At 70.2% G+C, this 17,241-nt stretch carries 15 protein-coding genes; 5 read left to right on the plus strand and 10 right to left on the minus strand.

Annotated features, from left to right (window positions below; genetic code table 11):
* Positions 1 to 2 precede the first annotated feature (2 nt).
* The gene (locus L3Q65_RS06795) at positions 3 to 1,298 is read right to left on the minus strand and encodes an MFS transporter (RefSeq protein ID WP_182891826.1); all 1,296 of its coding nucleotides are present in this window, start codon (positions 1,296 to 1,298) and stop codon (positions 3 to 5) included.
* A 78-nt stretch (positions 1,299 to 1,376) separates the two neighbouring features.
* The gene (locus L3Q65_RS06800) at positions 1,377 to 2,180 is read right to left on the minus strand and encodes an IclR family transcriptional regulator (RefSeq protein WP_182891825.1); all 804 of its coding nucleotides are present in this window, start codon (positions 2,178 to 2,180) and stop codon (positions 1,377 to 1,379) included.
* Between the two features lie 89 nt (positions 2,181 to 2,269).
* On the opposite strand from L3Q65_RS06800, the gene L3Q65_RS06805 reads away from it, so the two are divergent.
* Genes L3Q65_RS06805 through L3Q65_RS06815 form a run of 3 tightly spaced genes read left to right on the plus strand, consistent with a single transcriptional unit; the run spans position 2,270 to position 5,023 of the window.
* Entirely contained in the window at positions 2,270 to 3,436 is a 1,167-nt protein-coding gene (locus L3Q65_RS06805) for a mandelate racemase/muconate lactonizing enzyme family protein (RefSeq protein ID WP_237599088.1), read from the plus strand.
* Between the two features lie 4 nt (positions 3,437 to 3,440).
* Entirely contained in the window at positions 3,441 to 4,319 is an 879-nt protein-coding gene (locus L3Q65_RS06810; protein ID WP_182891823.1) for a dihydrodipicolinate synthase family protein, read from the plus strand.
* Positions 4,313 to 5,023: an SDR family NAD(P)-dependent oxidoreductase gene (locus tag L3Q65_RS06815; protein WP_237599090.1), complete on the plus strand. Its 711-nt coding sequence runs from the start codon at positions 4,313 to 4,315 to the stop codon at positions 5,021 to 5,023. The genes L3Q65_RS06810 and L3Q65_RS06815 overlap by 7 nt, the downstream gene beginning before the upstream one ends.
* Here L3Q65_RS06815 and L3Q65_RS06820 read toward each other — a convergent pair.
* The 5 genes from L3Q65_RS06820 to iolC form a co-directional block, all read right to left on the minus strand.
* The gene (locus tag L3Q65_RS06820; protein ID WP_237599091.1) at positions 5,020 to 6,366 is read right to left on the minus strand and encodes an MFS transporter; all 1,347 of its coding nucleotides are present in this window, start codon (positions 6,364 to 6,366) and stop codon (positions 5,020 to 5,022) included. The genes L3Q65_RS06815 and L3Q65_RS06820 overlap by 4 nt on opposite strands.
* A 120-nt stretch (positions 6,367 to 6,486) precedes the next feature.
* Positions 6,487 to 8,346 (minus strand): 3D-(3,5/4)-trihydroxycyclohexane-1,2-dione acylhydrolase (decyclizing), encoded by a 1,860-nt coding sequence (iolD, locus tag L3Q65_RS06825; RefSeq protein ID WP_182891820.1) that lies wholly within the window; start codon positions 8,344 to 8,346, stop codon positions 6,487 to 6,489.
* Positions 8,343 to 9,149 (minus strand): 5-deoxy-glucuronate isomerase, encoded by an 807-nt coding sequence (iolB, locus tag L3Q65_RS06830; RefSeq protein ID WP_237599092.1) that lies wholly within the window; start codon positions 9,147 to 9,149, stop codon positions 8,343 to 8,345. The genes iolD and iolB overlap by 4 nt, the downstream gene beginning before the upstream one ends.
* Positions 9,146 to 10,012 carry an aldolase gene (locus tag L3Q65_RS06835; protein ID WP_182891818.1) on the minus strand — a complete coding sequence of 289 codons (867 nt, stop codon included), beginning with the start codon at positions 10,010 to 10,012 and terminating at the stop codon, positions 9,146 to 9,148. Before L3Q65_RS06835 ends, iolB begins: the two co-directional genes overlap by 4 nt.
* Complete coding sequence (iolC, locus tag L3Q65_RS06840; protein WP_182891817.1) at positions 10,009 to 10,956, minus strand: 5-dehydro-2-deoxygluconokinase; 948 nt, start codon at positions 10,954 to 10,956, stop codon at positions 10,009 to 10,011. Before iolC ends, L3Q65_RS06835 begins: the two co-directional genes overlap by 4 nt.
* Before the next feature lie 90 nt (positions 10,957 to 11,046).
* Here iolC and L3Q65_RS06845 point away from each other — a divergent pair, with 90 nt between their 5' ends.
* The gene (locus tag L3Q65_RS06845) at positions 11,047 to 11,811 is read left to right on the plus strand and encodes a GntR family transcriptional regulator (protein ID WP_237599093.1); all 765 of its coding nucleotides are present in this window, start codon (positions 11,047 to 11,049) and stop codon (positions 11,809 to 11,811) included.
* Positions 11,812 to 11,820: 9 nt separating this feature from the next.
* Here the strand turns inward: L3Q65_RS06845 and L3Q65_RS06850 are convergent, their stop codons facing one another.
* Together L3Q65_RS06850 and L3Q65_RS06855 are read right to left on the minus strand one after the other, a co-directional pair.
* Complete coding sequence (locus L3Q65_RS06850; protein ID WP_237599094.1) at positions 11,821 to 12,633, minus strand: enoyl-CoA hydratase/isomerase family protein; 813 nt, start codon at positions 12,631 to 12,633, stop codon at positions 11,821 to 11,823.
* A gap of 66 nt (positions 12,634 to 12,699) precedes the next feature.
* Positions 12,700 to 13,575 (minus strand): MaoC family dehydratase N-terminal domain-containing protein, encoded by an 876-nt coding sequence (locus L3Q65_RS06855; RefSeq protein WP_237599095.1) that lies wholly within the window; start codon positions 13,573 to 13,575, stop codon positions 12,700 to 12,702.
* A 161-nt stretch (positions 13,576 to 13,736) separates the two neighbouring features.
* Between L3Q65_RS06855 and L3Q65_RS06860 the strand changes: the two genes are divergently transcribed.
* Positions 13,737 to 14,414, plus strand: coding sequence for a GntR family transcriptional regulator (locus L3Q65_RS06860; protein WP_237599096.1), 678 nt, complete (start codon positions 13,737 to 13,739; stop codon positions 14,412 to 14,414).
* Positions 14,415 to 14,423: 9 nt separating this feature from the next.
* Here L3Q65_RS06860 and L3Q65_RS06865 read toward each other — a convergent pair whose 3' ends face one another.
* Positions 14,424 to 17,207 (minus strand): FAD-binding and (Fe-S)-binding domain-containing protein, encoded by a 2,784-nt coding sequence (locus tag L3Q65_RS06865; RefSeq protein ID WP_237599097.1) that lies wholly within the window; start codon positions 17,205 to 17,207, stop codon positions 14,424 to 14,426.
* Positions 17,208 to 17,241 lie beyond the last annotated feature (34 nt).

Consider the following 17,241-nt stretch of genomic DNA (forward strand, 5'->3'; position numbering starts at 1 on the left):
GTTCAGCGTGCGCGGGGTCCGGCGGTTTCGCGGATCCCGCGCAGCACCGTCACGAGGGTGATGACGGCGGCGAGCATGATGTAGAACGCCGGGGAGAGCTTGTAGCCGGTGGCGGCGACGAGCCAGGTCGCGATGTAGGGTGCGGTGCCGCCGAAGAGCGAAACCGCGATGTTGTACGGGATCGCGATCGCGCCGGAGCGGATGCGCGGCGGGAACAGTTCGGCCATCGCCGCGCCCGCGGCGCCGTCGTAAGCGGCGATCAGCAGGCCCAGCACCACCATCCCGACGACGGCGAGCACCGGATTTCCCAGCGACATCAGCACAAGCGCGGGCCAGGTCAGCACGATGAACCCGGCGGTGCTCGCGATGAGCAGCGGTTTGCGGCCGACCCGGTCGGAGAGCGCACCGGCGACCGGGACCGCCGCGGCCACGACAGCCAGGCACACGGTCGCGGCGACGAACGATTCGACCTTCGTGAAGTGCAGCGTTTTCTGCAGGTAGCTGGGCATGAACGTTTGCAGTGTCCAGTGCGCGACGCCCTTGACCACGACCAGCCCGGCGAGCACCAGCATCGCCCGGCCGCCGGTGCGGAAGGAGTCGCGCAGCGGGCTTTCGGCGACCTGGCCAGTGCGTTCGAGGTCGTGGAACTCCGGCGTGTCGGTGAGCCGCGTCCGCAGATACAGCCCGGCGAGGCCGAGCGGAAGGGCCAGGAGGAACGGCAGTCGCCAGCCCCACGAGGACATCGTCGCGTCGCCGAGCGTCGCGGTGAGCAGCAGCGCGAGTCCGGAGCCGACGACGAAGGCGGCGAAGCCGAAAGTGTTGGAGAAACTGGTGTAATAACCGCGACGGTTCGGTGGCGCGAACTCGTAGAGGACGGTGACCGCGCTGGACGTCTCGCCGCCCGCCGCGAAGCCTTGCACCAGCCGGGCGAGCACGAGCAGCAGCGGCGCGAGCGTGCCGACGGCTTGGTGCGTCGGCAGCACGCCGATGGCGAACGTCGAAAGCGACGTGGCGAGCACGACGATCGCGAGCACTCGCTGCCTGCCGATGCGGTCGGCGAGCGGGCCGAAGAACAGCCCGCCCAGCGGCCGGATGACGAACCCGGCGGCGAACACCGCGAACGTCGACAGCAGTGCGGCGGTGGCGTCTCCGTCGGCGAAGAAGTTGTCGGCGATGAAGGCCGACAGCGTGCCGTAGAGGCCGACGTCGAACCACTCCACGAAGTGGCCGGCGCCGGCGGCGAACACGACTTTGCGCGGCGAAACCTTCGCCGGAGCCGCAGTTCCCAAAGCAGTCATGACGGACCTCGTTGTCTGTCGGCGGGGACCGTTCCGTGAAGGGCTCCTTGAGGGAATCAGATTCCCTCAAGGAGCCCTTCACGGACGGGCGGGGGAGGGAGTGTGGGCGGGGCCGAGGTAGCCGAGCCCGATGCTGACCGTGTCGGCCGCCTCGACGACGAGCGCGCCGAGTTCGGCCTCGCGTTCGTCCAGCGCGATGGCGGAAAGCGCGCCGGACAGCGAAATCGCGGCGGCGATCTCGCCGGTGTGGTCGCGCACCGGGGCGGCGATGCAGGCCCGGCCCAGCGCGAGTTCTTCGATTTCGGTGGTGTAGCCGCGGGCGGCGGCCGCTGCCAGATCGGCGCCGAGCGCGTCGAGCGTCGTGTGGGTGTGCGAGGTGAAGCCGGGCAGCGGTTCGGCGCCGAGCAGTTCGGCGCGCTGCTGCGCGGTGGTGTCGAGCAGGAGGCTCTTGCCCATGCCGGTCGCGTGCAGCGGATTGAGCTGGCCCATCAGGGAAAACGACTTCTGCGCCAGCTGGCCCTCGACGTTCAGCAGGTAGAACAGCGACGCCCCGCGGCGCACCGCGACGTTCGCGCCCAGCCCGAGTTCCCACGCCAGCCGCTGGGCGACCGGGCGCGCCTGCCGGTAGATCGGGTCGTTGTTGAGCGCGATGCCCGCCATGGTCAGCACCGCCGGGCCCAGCTCGTACAGCTGGCTCACCGGATCGCGCTGCACCAGCTCGGCCGCTTCGAGCGTCGCGAGCAGCCGCGACGTGGTGGACACGCCCAGCCCGACCTCCGCCGCCACGTCGGAGACGCGCAACGCGGGACGGCCGGGGGTGAAGGCGCGGAGCACCGCCGAGGCTCGCTCGACGCTCTGATTGCCGCCAGTCTCGGAAACCATGGTCCTGATTATGGGTAGTAGTTGCATATTTCGCAAGTGGCGTGCAAAAGTTGGAGGCAAGTTCCTGAATCCTGGTGTTGGAGGGCTGCATGCGCATTGCCGACGTCACGACCTACGTGCTCAAACCCGCCGGACGGCAGGCGTACCTCGGTGCGCTGGAGGACGGCAGCGCACTGGGCGCGGACGAGGGTTACGTAGTGCGCGAGCCGTGGCGCAGCCTCTACTCCGGCCGGTTCGAGACGATGCTGGTGAAGATCACCGCGGCCGACGGCACCACCGGATGGGGCGAGGCGCTCGCTCCCGTCGGCCCTGAGGTCGTCGCGGCCGTCGTCGACCGGCTGCTGGCCGGCTGGCTGCGCGGTCGCGAGCTGACCGGGCCGCGTCCGCTCTGGCACGGGCTGCGCGACCTGATGCGGGAACGCGGCCACCTCGTCGGGCACCAGGCCGACGCCCTCGCCGCGGTCGACATCGCTCTCTGGGACCTCTACGGGAAGCTGACCGGGCAGTCGGTCGCGCGGCTGCTCGGCGGCGCGCACCGCGAGCACGTCGACGTCTACATCTCCGGTCTCGCCCGCTCCACCGACGAGGAACGCGCAGCTCTCGCCGCCGACTGGGTTCGCCAGGGTGCGAGGCGGGTAAAGCTGGCTGCCGGCAAGGGAATCGAAGCCGACCTGGCGACTTTCGACGCGGTCGCCGCGGCTGCGCCGGAGATGAAGATCGCGCTCGACGCGCACTGGGCGTACCGGATCGGCGAGGCCGTGGAGCTGGGCCGCGAACTGGACCGCCGCGGCGCGCTGTTCTTCGAGGCGCCGCTGGTGCCCGAGGACGTCGACGGACACCGCGAACTGGCTTCGCGGATCACGACGCCGGTCGCGGTCGGCGAGGCGATGCGCAACCGCTACGAATTCGCCGACTGGCTAGGCCGCCGCGCCATGCGGCTGGCGCAACCGGACGTCGCGCGGACCGGCATCACCGAGGCAATGTCCATTGTGGAGCTGACATCGGCACATCACGTTCCGGTGGTGTGCCACCATTCCGTCGGGCTGGGTGTCTCGCTGGCAGCCGGAATCCACGTGTCCGCGGCGAGCGCCGACACCCCGTATTTCGAATACCAGCCCGACACGATTCCGGTGGCGCAAAGCATCCTGCGCACCCCGTTGACCGCGGGCCCGACCGGCTTCGCGGTACCGGACGGGCCGGGCCTTGGCATCGAGGTCGATGCCGATTTGGTTGCTACGCTGGCAAAGGAGAACTGACGCTGTGCCGAATCCGCCGATCGGGCTCATCCCCATCCTGGCCACTCCGTTCGCTCCGGACGGCTCGCTCGATGCGCCGTCGCTGCGCTCGCTCGTCGAGTTCGAGCTGTCCGCGGGCGCGGACGGGGTCGCCGTTTTCGGCATGGCCAGCGAGGGTTTCGCGCTGTCCGCCGTCGAGCGGGAACTGATCCTGCGCGAGGTGCGCGCCGTGGCCGGCCCGGACGTGCCAGTCGTCGCCGGGGTCAACGGCACCGGGATCGCGCCCGCGCTGGAACAGGCGCGACTCGCCGCGGACGGCGGGGCCGACCAGATCATGGTCCTGCCGCCGTTCCTCGCGAAGCCCGGACCGGGTCAGGTCGTGGAGTTCTTCGCCGAGGTCGCCGCGGGCGCGGACCTGCCGGTGATGATCCAGGACGCTCCCGGCGTCACCGGGGTGCCGATCGATCCGGCGGCGGTCGCCGCGCTGGCCGGGGTCGAGGGGATCACGTCGATCAAGGTCGAATCGCCGCCGACGCCGGTCAAGGTCGCCGCCGTGAGCGGCTTCGGGATCGCGGTGCTGGGCGGGCAGAACGCGCAGGCGCTGATCGAGGAGTACGACAACGGCGCCGTCGGGACCATGCCCGCCTGCGAATTCGCCGATCTGCTGCGGGTGGTGCTGGACGATCTCGCCGCCGGGCGCCGGAGCGACGCGCGCGCCGGGTTCGCGCGGCTGCTCCCGTTGATTCACCTGGGGGTGCGGCCGGGGCAAGCGTGGGCCGTGCACAAGGAAATCCTGGTGCGGCGAGGGATCATCGCGTCGGCGACGGTGCGGTTGCCCGCGCGGCCGTTGGACGCGGTGACGGGGAAGGCGCTGAACGAGATTCTTGAGGAACTGGGGTGGTGAACCGGTCGGTCGTCGTCATCGGCGGCGGGTCGGACATCGGGATCGCCATCGCCGAGGCCTTCGCCGGAGATCGCGTGCTCGGCGCGGGTCTGACGGCGACGAACCACCCGGCGTACACCGATTTCGCGGTCGCCGACGCGTCCACTTCGGACGGTGCGGACGCGATTGTCCGGCAAGCCGGTTCGGTCGACGTCCTGGTCCTGGCCGCCGCGGCCCAGCCGGTCGCGGCGGCCCTCGACACCACCGACGCCCAATGGCACTCGGCGATCTCCAACACCCTGGACGCGGCCTTCTACCCGGCTCGCGCGGCGTTGCGGGTGCTGCCGCCTGGCGGGTCGATCGTCGCGGTGACTTCGGTGAACGGATTCCTGGCCGCGCCCGGACTGCCCGGGTACGCGGCGGCGAAGTCCGGAGTGGACGGTCTGGTCCGGCAGCTGGCGCTCGAGTACGGACCGCGCGGCATCCGGGTGAACGCGGTCGCGCCGGGGATGATCGGCGCGACCGGCCGGCCGGGGGTGGCCGAGGGGTATCCGCTGGGCCGCACCGGGACTCCTCGCGAGGTGGCGGACGCGGTCGAATTCCTGGCGTCGGAACGGGCGTCGTTCGTGACCGGCGTGGTGTTGCCGGTGGACGGCGGGTTGTCGATCGCTTCTCCGGCAGCGTTTTTGCGACCGGATCTGCGGGCGCGGTTTCTGCCGGGTTAACGAGCCGTCGACAGCTCCTGACGGCGGGTCGCCAGCAGAGTGCAGCCGACCGCTGCCGCGTAGCCGAGGGCGACCACTGTCATCGGGACAGCCAGCGACATCGTCGAGCCCGCGGTGAGCAGCGTGCCGAGCACCGCAGTTCCCAAGGCGCCCCCCGCCTGCCGGGCCGTGTTCAAGACCCCGCTGGCCAGCCCTGTGTGCTCCTCGGGAGGCGTCGACATCGCGACCGACGTCATCGCGGGCATCGCGATCGAGCAGCAGCACAGCACCACGCCGCCCGCCAGGACCAGTGGCAGGGAATCGGCCGCGACCAGCACGAGCGCGCCGAATCCGGCGAGGCTGAACCCGGTCAGCATCGGGACGCGGGCGCCGAAGCGGGCGGTGAGCCGTCCGCTCGCGGTGGCTCCGACGCCGATCGCGACGGTGAGCGGGAGCGTCAGCATGCCGGTCGCGAACGCGGACTGGCGCAGCGGGCCCTGGAGGTACAGCGACAGGCAGAGCAGGGTGCCGTAGAAGCAGAAATTGAAGAGCAGCCCGGCGGCGCTCGCCGCGGAGAACGGACGGGACGAGAAGATCGCCAGCGGCAGCATCGGATCGCGCCGGCTCCGCTCGGCCAGGACGAACACGAGCCCGGTCAGCGCCCCGGCGGCGATCAGCGGAAGCGCCCAGCCGGAACGGCCGACCTGGATCAGCCCGCCGGCGAGCGCGGACAGGGCGACGGTGCCGAGGACGAGCCCGTACGGATCGAGGCGGCGCTCCCTCGGCGGCGATTCGACCACGTACTGGCAGGTCAGCACGAGGGCGAGGGCGGCGAACGGGACGTTGACCCAGAAGATCGCGCGCCAGTCGGCCAACGCGATCAAGACGCCGCCCGCCACCGGCCCGGTCGCGAGTCCGATCGCCGCGATGCCGCCCCACAGGCCGAGCGCATGCGCCCTCGCCCGCGGTTCCGGGAATTGGCGGACGATCAGCGCGAGCGAACACGGCAGCAACGCGGCCGCGCCGACACCCTGCAGCGTCCGCGCGACGATCAGCACCGGAAGGGCCGGGGCGAGCGAACACAGTGCGGAACCCACGCCGAACACGACGGTCCCCAGCACGCAGATCCGTCGCGCGCCGTAACGGTCGCCGAGCGAGCCCGCGGTGAGCATGCCCGCGGCCAGCGCGATGGTGTAGCTGGCGATCACCCACTGTTCACCGCCCAGCCCGCCGCCGAGGTCGCGCCGGATCGCCTCGACGGCGACGTTCACCACGGTCGCGTCGAGCTGGACGATGAAGAAGGGGAGGCAGAGCGCGATCAGCGCGAGCCGTTGCCTGCGTGCGGAGGTCGTCGTTGCGGTCACGGGACAATCGTGGCGCGGGAACCGTTCGGTGCGGACCGAAGTTTCCGTGCCAGGTTTCGCCGCAGCTCCCGCTGATGTCCGCACTGGCGGCTCCGTCGCGCCCTGCCGCGTACCGCTGCCTCACAGGTAACGCCGCTGGTTCCGCTTCTCCGCGACATACGTCTCGTAAGCCGCCCGAGTGGAGTCCACTTCGGACACCTCGCTCACCGGCACCTCCCACCAGGCCGACCCCGGCGGATCGGGCGCGAGCGGATCCGTCTCCACGTGCACCACCGTCGTCACCGGATTCGCTTTGGCCTGCTTGATCGCCGCCCGGAACTCGTCCACGGTGGACGCTCGCAGCACAGTCGCGCCGAGGCTGGCCGCATTGGCCGCGAGGTCGACCGGCAGCACGTCGCCCTCCAGCAAGCCGTTCCCGGCGCGATACCGGTAGGACGTCCCGAACCGTTGCGAGCCCAGCGATTCCGACAGCGACCCGATCGAAGCGAACCCGTGATTCTGCACCAGCACGATGATCGCCTTGAGCCGTTCGGCGATCAGCGTGACGATTTCCTGCGCCATCATCAGGTACGAGCCGTCGCCGACCAGCACGACCACCTCGCGCTCCGGTGCGGCCAGCTTCACCCCGACGCCCGCGGCGACCTCATATCCCATGCACGAGTACGCGTATTCCACGTGGTACGCCTTGGGATCTCTTGCCCGCCACAGCATTTGCAGGTCACCGGGCATGGAACCGGCGGCGTTGATCACGACGTCGCTGTCGTCCAGCGAACGGTTCAGCGCTCCGAGGATCTCGGTTTGCGCGGGAAGGGGAGCGTGCCCGAGGTCGAAGCAGGCGTCGGCAGCACGGTTCCATTCATCGGCGAGCTGCCGGGTCCGCGCGCGGTAGGAGTCGGAGACCTGCCAGCCGGACAGCGCGGTCGACAAAGCCTCCAATCCGCGTCGGGCGTCGGCCACCACCATCTCGGCGGAATGCTTGGCGGCGTCGAACCGGGCGACGTTGAGGTTCACGAACCGCACGTCCGGGTTGCCGAAGACGGTGTGCGAAGCGGTGGTGAAATCGCTGTACCGGGTGCCAATGCCCAGCACCACATCGGCGTCCGCGGCCAGTGCGTTCGCGGCGGAAGCGCCGGTGGAGCCGAGCCCGCCGACCGCGCACGGGTGGTCCCACGGCACCGCGCCCTTGCCCGCGTGCGTGTCCGCGACGGGAATCCCGGTCGCGGTAGCGAAAGCACGAAGTTCCGGCCAAGCCTCGGAGTACACGACGCCCCCGCCCGCGACGATCAGCGGCGCCTTGGCCGAGCGCAGCAGTTCCGCGGCTCGGCTTATGGCTTCCGGAGCGGGCACCGCGCGGTCGACATGCCAGACGCGGCGGCGGAAGAAGTCCTCGGGCCAGTCGCAGGCTTCGGCCTGGACGTCTTGCGGCAGCGCGAGCGTGACGGCGCCGGTCTCCACCGGATCGGTCAGCACCCGCATCGCCGCGAGCGCGGCCGGGATCAGCTGCTCAGGCCGGGTGATCCGGTCGAAATACTTCGACACCGGGCGGAACGCGTCGTTCACCGAGACGTCGCCACCTCGGGGATCTTCCAGTTGCTGCAGCACCGGATCCGGGCCGCGGCCGGCGAAAACGTCACTCGGCAGCAGCAGCACGGGCAGCCGGTTCGTGGTCGCCAGCGCGGCTCCGGTGATCATGTTCGTGGACCCGGGGCCGATGGACGCGGTGCAGGCGAACGCCTGGAGCCGGTTGCGCATTTTCGCGAACGCGGTCGCCGCGTGCACCTGGCCTTGTTCGTTGCGCGCGAGGTAGTAGGGAAAAGTCCCGGCGGGCGCGGCCTGCAGCAGCGCTTGGCCGAGCCCGGCGACGTTGCCGTGCCCGAAAATCCCGAAACAGCCCGGAATCAGCCGCTGTTCGACGCCGTCGCGTTCGGAGTACTGGTTGGCCAGGAAACGCACCAGGGCTTGCGCGGTGGTCAGCCTCATCGCGGGCCTCCGAACGGCAGTCGCGGATCGACGTCTTGCGATTCCCAAGTCTGGCGTACCCACGCGTGGGCGGGGTCGTCGCAGATCAGCCATGCCCGCTCGGGGCCGGGACCGGCCATCACGTTGAGGTAGTACAGGTCGTAGCCGGGCGCGGCCATCGACGGGCCGTGCCAGCCGTGCGGGATCAGCACGACGTCGCCGCTGCGGACCTCTTCCAGGAGGTCGATCGGCCGCTCCGGAGTGCCGTAGACACGCTGGTAGCCCATCCCGCCGCCGGCGACCTCGAAGTAGTAGATCTCCTCGAGTTCGCTTTCGCCCTCGCGCGCCTCGTCGTGCTTGTGCGGCGGGTAGGACGACCAGTTTCCGCCCGGGGTAAGGACTTCGCAGACGAGCAGCTGGTCGGCGTCGAAGGTGTGCGGCAGGCAGTAGTTGTTGACCTGGCGGCTGCAGTTGCCCGCGCCGCGCAGTTCGGTCGGCACACCGTCGGCGGGCCCGTATCGGGCGGGCAGCCGCTTCGAGGTCTTCGCCGAGGGCAGCGCGAACCTTCCCCGCCCGGTCACGACCGCTTCGGCCTCCCTTGGCAGGTAGGCGAAATCGGTGACCGCATCGAAGACACCCGTGCGACCGGCCAGCTCGAAGGTCTCGCCGTCGACCGACACCGAGCAGCTGCCGGACAGCGGCAGCACAAGTGTTTCCGCGTCGCCGGTGGAGACGGTCTCGGCGCCGTCGAGCTCCAGCACGCGCAGGCCGGAGTAGCCCCAGCCCGCCGATTCGGGAGTGATTTCGAGACTGAACTGGTTCACAGCAACCCCACCGCCGTATCGACCGCCTTGGCCACGTCGCCGTCGTGCGGATAGAGCAGCGACCGTCCGACCACCAAACCCTGCACCGTCGGCAACGCGAGCGCCTCCTGCCAGGACGCGAACGCCGCGTCCGGGTCCGTCACCTCGCCGCCGAGCAGCACGGCGGGCAGCGTCGAGGCGGCCAGCACCCGCTCCATGTCGGCGACCACCGGCAGCTTCAGCCAGGTGTAAGCCGACGACCGGCCGAGGCCGGACGCGATCGTGATGGACCGGATGACCGCCTCGGGGGAGAGGTCATTGGCGATCCGCCCGTTTTTCCAGACCGAGAGGAACGGCTCGACCATCGCGAGGAGCTTCCGTGCGGCCAGTGAGTCGACGGCCTTCGCGGTGTTCTCCAGGACGCTCGGCGTCGCCGGATCGGCCAGGCAGATCCGGGTGAGCATCTTTCCGCCGTCGAACCGCATGCGCGCGATGGTTTCCGCGTCGTAGCAGGCGAACCGGTCGTCGATCTCGAAGCTCGATCCGGCCAGTCCGGTGCGGTTCATCGAACCGAGGACCGTCTTGCCGTCCAGGACGCCGAGGAGCAGGAGATCGTCGATCACGTCCGGGGTCGCGAGCACGCCGGTGACGCCTGGCCGTTCGAGCGCGAGGCACAGCCGCTCAAGCAGTTCACCGCGGTCGGCCATCGCGAGCGGATCGGCGCCGACGGCGTTCGCGCCGCGGGCGGGGTGGTCGGCGGCGATGATCATGGCGGCGCCTTTGCCGTTGAACGGCGTCTTCGCCCGTATCCGCGTGGCCGCGGCTTCGGCGATCGCGTCCGGGTCGTGCACTCGTTTGGCGACGATCCGCTCGACGGTGTTCATTCGGTCCCTCCGAGCCTGCGCAGCACCTGGTCTTCCGTCGGCATCGCGTCCGAACAGGCGAGTTCCCCGGCGACGTGCGCGCCCGCCGCGTTCGCGAACCGCATGATCCGTTCGGTGCCCCAGCCCGCCAGCAGCCCGTGCACCAGCGCGCCGCCGAACGCGTCACCCGCGCCGAGGCCGTTGACCACCTCCACCGGCATCGGAGGCGCCTCGACCTCTCCGGTGTCGTCCACCGCGAGCACGCCCTTCGGTCCCTGCTTCACCACCGCGAGCGAGATGCCCCTGTCCCGCAACGCTTTCGCCGCTTCCCGAGGCTCGCGCAGAGCCACCGCGGTGTCGCATTCGTCGAGGTTGCCGACCGCGACCGTCGCGTGGCCCAGCGCCTTGCCGACCCATTCGCGCGCCTGCTCGCGGGATTCCCAGAACATCGGCCGGTAGTCGAGGTCGAGCACGGTGATTCCCTCGCGGCCGCGGGCCGCCAGCGCGGCGAGCGTGGCCGAGCGGCTCGGCTCCTGCGACAGCCCGGTCACCGTCGCCCAGAAGACTTTCGCGGAGCGGATCGCGTCGAAATCCAGGTCGCCGGCCGCGATGTCGAGGTCCGGCGCCTTCGGGAACCGGTAGAAGTAGAGCGGGAAATCGTCCGGCGGGAAGACCTCGCAGAACGTCACCGGCGTCGGCAGGTGCGGCGAGGTCCCGACGAACCGGTCGGCCACCCCGAATCCGGCGAGCGCGCGGCGCAGGAACCGGCCGAACGGGTCGTCTCCGGTCTTGGTGATCACCGCGCAGGCGCGGCCGTGCCGGGCGGCGGCGACGGCGACGTTGGTGGCGCTGCCGCCGAGGTACTTGCCGAACGAGGTGACGTCTTCCAGGCCGACGCCGGTCTGCAGCGGATAGAGGTCCACCCCGATCCGGCCCATCGTGACGAGGTCGAACCCCGTGGTCATCGCGTCCTCCTCGCAGGCTGTGCTCCGACCGTGCCCCGTGCCCGAGGACTTTGTCAAGACATACGGACATGCACGCGGTAGGCTGCGGCGATGAGCACCAGTCCGGCCTGGGACCCGGTCCGCGGGATCGCGGTGGACCCGGCGAGCCCCGAGCCGCTGTACTTCCAGGTCGCGCGCCAGCTGCAAGCGGCGATCGACGACGGCCGGCTGCCCGCGGGCTCGCGGCTGGCGAACGAGCTCGACCTCGCGGCGGGGCTCCGGCTCTCGAGGCCGACCGTGCGGCAGGCGATCCAGTCGCTGGTCAACCAGGGTTTGCTGGTGCGCAAACGCGGCGTGGGCACTCAGGTGGTGCGCACGAAAGTCGCCCGGCCGCTGCGGCTGAGCAGCCTGTTCGACGACCTCGCCGGGCTGGGCGAGACGCCGTCGTCGGAGGTGCTGATCAACCGGGTGGAACCGGCGGATGCCGAGCTCGCCGCGCTGCTGGAGGCCCCCGGACTGCAGCGGGTCCGCCGGTTGAAGCGGATCCGCTGCACGGGAGGCGAGCCGCTGGCGATCATGAACAACTGCCTCCCGGACGGCGTCCTCGACGTCGATGACGCCGAATTGCGCTCCCAAGGGCTCTATCAGCTGCTGCGGCAGACGGGGATCCGTCTGCATTCGGCGCAGCAGAGCATCGGCGCGCGGCTGGCGACCGAGGAAGACGCGGAGCTGCTGGACGAAACGCCCGGTGCGGCGTTGCTGACCATGCAGGGCACCACATACGACGAGACGGGCCGGGTGGTCGAGTACGGCTGGCACGTTTACCGGGCGTCGCGGTATTCCTTCAATCTCCCGCTGACGCACGGTCCGCAGTAGACAGTCTGCTCAGGACTCGTGCACCCGGGTGAAGTCCGGCTTGCGGCGTTCGCGGTGCGAGGCGAGGCCTTCGCGGACCTCGGGACCGGCGAAACCGTAGAACTCCAGTGCCAGCGAGGAATCGAAGATCGCGCCGGCGAGCTGGCGGTACCAGAGGTTGAGGCTCTGTTTGGTCCAGCGGATCGCGGTGGGCGCGCCGTTCGCCAGCTCGTGCGCGATCTCCCGCGCGGTCGGCAGCAGCCCGTCTTCTTCCTCGACGCACAGCGACACGAGCCCGATCCGCTCGGCCTCGGCGCCGGTCATCGGACGGCAGGTCATCAGGTAGTACTTCGCCTTCGCCATCCCGCACAGCAGCGGCCAGCACACCGCCGCGTGGTCGCCCGCCGCGACGCCGAGCCGCGTGTGGCCGTCGATGATCTTGGCGTTGGCGGCGGCCACCGAGATGTCCGACAGCAACCCGGCGACCAGGCCCGCTCCGACGGCCGGGCCGTGGATCGCCGAGACGGTCGGCTTCGAGCAGTCGATGACGTTGTAGACCAGGTCGCGCGCCTCGCGCATGGTGCGCGACCGGGCCTCGAAGTCGTTCGCCAGCTTCTCGACCAGGTCGAACGAGCCGCCCGCGGAGAACCCCTTGCCCTCGCCGCGCAGCAGGACGGCCTTCACCTCCGGGTCGCGGTCGAACTCGCGCCAGATGTCGGCGAGTTCGCCGTGCGCGGCTTCGCTGACCGCGTTCAGGTGCGGCGCGTCCAGGACGAGTTCGATGACGCCGTCCTCGTCCGGTCCGTCGACCCGCAGGTTCTCGAACTGCGCGTAGCGGCTCATTCAGCTTCCTTCCGTCGTCCGGAACACCTGCGCCACCATGCCATCGGTTCGGACACCGCCGCCAGATCAGATGTCTTCTTCGGCCAGTTCGACGGCGAGACTGGTGCTCGGACCGGACGGGCCGAGCAGGTCGAGCGCGACCGAACGGGCGCCGGGGCTGGCCCGCAGCTGGGCGGGCTGCCCGCAGAACAGCGGCGCCTGGTTTCGGTGGCTGATCCGGCGCACCCGCGAGGCGGGGGAGTCGAGGCGCAGCACTTCGGCGAGCGCCAGCGACATCAACGGGCCGTGCACGACCAGGCCGGGATAGCCCTCCACCCGGGTCGCGTACGGCCAGTCGTAGTGGATGCGGTGCGCGTTCGCGGTGGCCGCGGAAAACCGCATCAGCAGCGTCGGATCGGTGACGAACTCCCAGGTTTGCCCGTCGGTGCGGCGGAACGGCGATCCCGCCGGTTCCAATGCGGCCGCGATTTCCGGGACCGCGGGCGCGGAGGGCGGCCCGGCCTCGCGGTAGAGCATGTTCTGGCGCTCCTCGACGTACGGCGTTCCGTCCATTCCGGACAGTTCCGTGCGCACCTGGACGACCGCCAATTTCCCGGACCGGCCGGATTTCTCGGTAATCGAGTCCACAATGGAGCGTCGCTGCACCGTCTCGCCGACCTTCGGCGCACGGTGGACCACGACCTCGCCGCCGGCGAACATCCGCCGCGGCAGGTCCACCGGCGGCAGGAAATCGCCGCGCACCGGATGACCGTCGAGGCCGAGCCGCGACGACACCGGCCAGTGCGGGGTCGCGACCCAATGCCACAGCGGCGGCAGCTCGTCGCCTTCGCGCGGTGCGGGGAGCCCGTCGTCGAACAGCGCGGCCAACGCGGCGACCGGACCGGGTTCGAGCACTTCTTCGCTGGTGAGGGCGTACGGTTCCCAGGCTTCCGATTCGGACATGGGTTCCTCAGATCCTGTCTGGGGCGAGGCCGTCGGCTGAGTACGTTATCAGGAATGCGCCGGGCAAATCGCTCGAGCAGCAGGGATGAGCAGGCGTCGAGCGGAACGGCTCATGCGATACTTTGTCGGCGAGATGTTCGCCGGAGGGGGAGGCTGAGGCGATGCCCGACAGCACGGGCGCGGGACCGCGCCGCGGCGGTCCGGCGAACCTGAAAGCGCTGGCCGCGCACGAGATCCGGCGACGGGTCTTCTCCGGCCAGCTGCGCGCCGGGGAGAAGATCGACCAGGAGGCGCTGGCCGACGAGCTCGGCATCAGCAAGCTGCCGATCCGGGAAGCGCTGATCACGCTCGACCACGAGGGCGTGGTGGAGCACATCGCCCGCCGCGGCGCGTTCGTGGCGCGGATGACGCGCGACGACATCCGGGACCACTACCGCGTGTTCGGCCTCGTGTCCGGTCTGGCGGCGGAGCGGGCGGCGAAAAACCTGTCGCCGGAAAGCTTGCAGGCGTTGCACGATCTCGCGGACCGGATGGAGTCCGGAGCGGACCGTGCCGAACAGGAACGGCTGAACTTCGAGTTCCACCGCAGGATCAACTACGCCGCCGATTCCCGCCGCCTGGTCTCGATCCTGGGCATCCTGGCGAAAACGGTGTCGCACGGGTTCTACGAGGCACACGAGGACTGGCCCGGCAAAGCGCACGAAGACCACCGGAAGATCCTGAACGCGCTCAGCGCCCGCTCGGCTGCGCGGGCACGGTCCATTGTGGAGAAACACTTCTCGGACGGCGGCGAGCGCGCGGTCGCCTTGCTGGAACGCCAAGGATTCTGGGACAGCTGACTCCGTGCTTCAGCGTCGCTTCAGCAACTGTGCCAAGTGGACACCGCGGACGCCGGCCAGTTGATCGGCTTGGGTGCGGCAGGAGAAACCGTCGGCGAGGAACACCGCGTCCGGGTTTGCGCGTAGCGCCGGAAGCAGTGCATTCTCCGCCACGGCGACGGAAACGTCGTAGTGGCCGCGTTCCATGCCGAAGTTTCCGGCCAGGCCGCAGCATCCGGCGAGAGTGTGCAGTTCCGCGCCGGTCGCCGCGAGCAGGGCTCGGTCGGCCTCGAAACCCATCACTGAGTGATGGTGGCAATGCGGCTGCGCGACCACCGTGGTGCCGGACAGGTCAGGGGCTTGCCAGCCCTCTGTCTTCGCGAGGAGTTCGGCGAGCGTAGTGACCGCGCCGGAAACCGTTGCGGCGTCTGGATCGCCCGGGAACAGGTCCAGTAGGTCCGACCGCAGAACGGCAGTGCACGACGGTTCGACGCCGACGATCGGCAGCCCGGCCTGCGCGTAGGGGCGCAGGGTGTGCACGAGGTCGCGGAGCTTTCGGCGGGCCGTGTCGAGCTGGCCGGTGGTGATCCAGGTGAGCCCGCAGCACGGACGACGCGGCGGGACGAGCACGCGGTATCCGGCGTCATTGAGCACCGCTGCGACGGATTCGGCGACGTCGGTGTCCATGCCGTCCGAAAAGGAATCCGCCCACAGCACCACTTCCGGTCCCTGCTCGCGGATCCCGCGCCGGGACCGGGTGAACGAGCGGCGGGCGAATCGTGGTGCGCGCCGCCGAGTGTCTGCTCCGGACAGTGCTAACAGGACCTTCTCGATCGGCCGGACCGACATCAGCGCGTTGACGACGAGCGGGCCGAGCACCGGGATTCGGTGCAGCAGGCGGATCCAGTCCGGCAACCGGCCCAGCGTGTAATGCGAGACCGGACGGATTCGGTGCCGGTATTTCCGGTGCAGTGCTTCGGATTTGTACTGCGCCAGATCCACCCCGGCCGGGCAGTCGCTGCTGCATGCCTTGCACGACAAGCAAAGATCGAGCGATTCGTGGACCGCGGCGTCCGGCCATCCCGAAACCAGCGAGCCGTTCGCGACCTCCTGCAAGACCCGGGCGCGGCCGCGCGTGCTGTCCTTTTCGTCGCGAGTGGCGAGATAGGACGGGCACATGAAACCACCGGCCGCACGATTGTCGGCGCGGCATTTCCCGACTCCCACGCAGCGGTGCACGGCGCGGGCGAAGTCGCCGCCGTCGTGCGAGAAGGAGAATCCGCCCGCGACGACGGGGAGCGGATGTGCTTGCGGGCGGCGGAGATCGACGTCGAGCGGATGGGGCTGGACGACGACGCCCGGGTTGAGCAGATCGCCGGGATCGAAGAGATTCTTGACCGCGCCGAACAGTTCGATCGTTTCGGCCGAATACATCTGCGGCAGCAGTTCGCCGCGCGCCCGGCCGTCGCCGTGCTCACCGGAGAACGAGCCGCCGTAGCCGACGACCAGCTTCGCGGCGGCGGTCATGAACGCGCGGAACACTGAGGCGTCGCGTTCGAGCGGCAGGCCGAGCCGGACGTGCACGCAGCCGTCGCCGAAGTGGCCGTAGGGAAGTCCTTCGAGACCGAATTCGTCCAGGAGAGCGTCGAAATCCCGCAAATACGCGCCGAGCCGTCCGGGCGGGACCGCGGCGTCCTCCCAGCCGGGCCACGCCTGCTCGCCGGTCGGAGTGCGGCCCGCGAGCCCGGCGCCGTCCTCGCGGATCCGCCACATCGCGGCGGCCTCGGCGCCTTGCGCCAGCACGACGTGGTCGAGCGCCTGGGAGTCTTTGACGAGCCGTTCGGCGTTGTGCCGGGCCTCGGCTTCCGTCTCGCCGCCGACCTCGATCATCAGCCAGCCGCCGCCGTCCGGGAGCGCGGGCACGGCGCCGCGGTGGTGGCGCACCAGGTCGACCAGCCGGGCGTCGAGCCCTTCGACCGCCAGCGGCCGGTGCGGGAGCAGCCCGGGCACGACGTCGCCGGCGGTCGCCATGTCCGGATAGCCGAGCACGACCAGCAACCGGGCGGGGGAGACGTCGACGAGATCGACGGTCGCTTCGAGCGTGACCGCCAGGGTGCCTTCGGTGCCGACCAGCGCGCGGGCGAGCGACCGGCCGTTCTCCGGCAGCAAGTGTTCGAGCGAGTAGCCGGACACCTGACGGCTGAACCGGCCGAATTCGGTGCGCAGCAGGCTGAGCCGGGTGCCGATCAGTTCGGTGAGGCCCGGCACCGCGTCCGACGGACCGGCAGTGAACTGGCGTCCGGTGCCGTCGACCACGCTGAGTTCGCGAACGTTGTCCGCGGTCCGGCCGTACGCGATCGCGTGCGGGCCGCAGGCGTTGTTGCCGATCATGCCGCCGAGCGTCGCGCGGGCGTGGGTGGACGGGTCGGGTCCGAAGCGCAGGCCGTGCGGCGCGGCGGCGCGCTGGAGGTCCGCGAGGACGACGCCAGGCTGGACGACCGCGGTCCGCGCTTTGGGGTCCAAGTCGACAATGCGGTTGAGATGCCGCGAAAAGTCGATCACCACCCCCGGCCCGATCGCGTTGCCCGCGACCGACGTGCCGCCGCCGCGGCTGGTCAGCGGAACGCCGTGGCGGCGGGCGATTTCGAGGGCCGCGAGAACGTCGCCGGTCTCCCACGGCAGGACGACCACCTGCGGGACGACGCGGTAATTGGACGCGTCGGTGGAGTACTCCGCGCGACGGCGGACGTCAGCGTGCACCTCGCCGCGCACGTTCGCGCGGAGGTCGGCGAGCAGATCGGTTTCGGTGGGCATCCCAGGTCCGAATTTAGGTGTTTGAAACAGTATC

The organism is Amycolatopsis sp. FU40 (genome assembly GCF_021903635.1).
GTDB lineage: Bacteria > Actinomycetota > Actinomycetes > Mycobacteriales > Pseudonocardiaceae > Amycolatopsis > Amycolatopsis dendrobii.

Coding starts and splice junctions, on each gene's coding strand:
- L3Q65_RS06855 (WP_237599095.1), bottom strand. CDS start 13,575: ATGTCCGAATCGGAAGCCTGGGAACCGTACGCCCTCACCAGCGAAGAA.
- L3Q65_RS06800 (WP_182891825.1), bottom strand. CDS start 2,180: ATGGTTTCCGAGACTGGCGGCAATCAGAGCGTCGAGCGAGCCTCGGCG.
- iolC (WP_182891817.1), bottom strand. CDS start 10,956: ATGACCACGGGGTTCGACCTCGTCACGATGGGCCGGATCGGGGTGGAC.
- L3Q65_RS06850 (WP_237599094.1), bottom strand. CDS start 12,633: ATGAGCCGCTACGCGCAGTTCGAGAACCTGCGGGTCGACGGACCGGAC.
- L3Q65_RS06845 (WP_237599093.1), top strand. CDS start 11,047: ATGAGCACCAGTCCGGCCTGGGACCCGGTCCGCGGGATCGCGGTGGAC.
- L3Q65_RS06860 (WP_237599096.1), top strand. CDS start 13,737: ATGCCCGACAGCACGGGCGCGGGACCGCGCCGCGGCGGTCCGGCGAAC.
- iolD (WP_182891820.1), bottom strand. CDS start 8,346: ATGAGGCTGACCACCGCGCAAGCCCTGGTGCGTTTCCTGGCCAACCAG.
- L3Q65_RS06865 (WP_237599097.1), bottom strand. CDS start 17,207: ATGCCCACCGAAACCGATCTGCTCGCCGACCTCCGCGCGAACGTGCGC.
- L3Q65_RS06795 (WP_182891826.1), bottom strand. CDS start 1,298: ATGACTGCTTTGGGAACTGCGGCTCCGGCGAAGGTTTCGCCGCGCAAA.
- L3Q65_RS06835 (WP_182891818.1), bottom strand. CDS start 10,012: ATGAACACCGTCGAGCGGATCGTCGCCAAACGAGTGCACGACCCGGAC.
- L3Q65_RS06805 (WP_237599088.1), top strand. CDS start 2,270: ATGCGCATTGCCGACGTCACGACCTACGTGCTCAAACCCGCCGGACGG.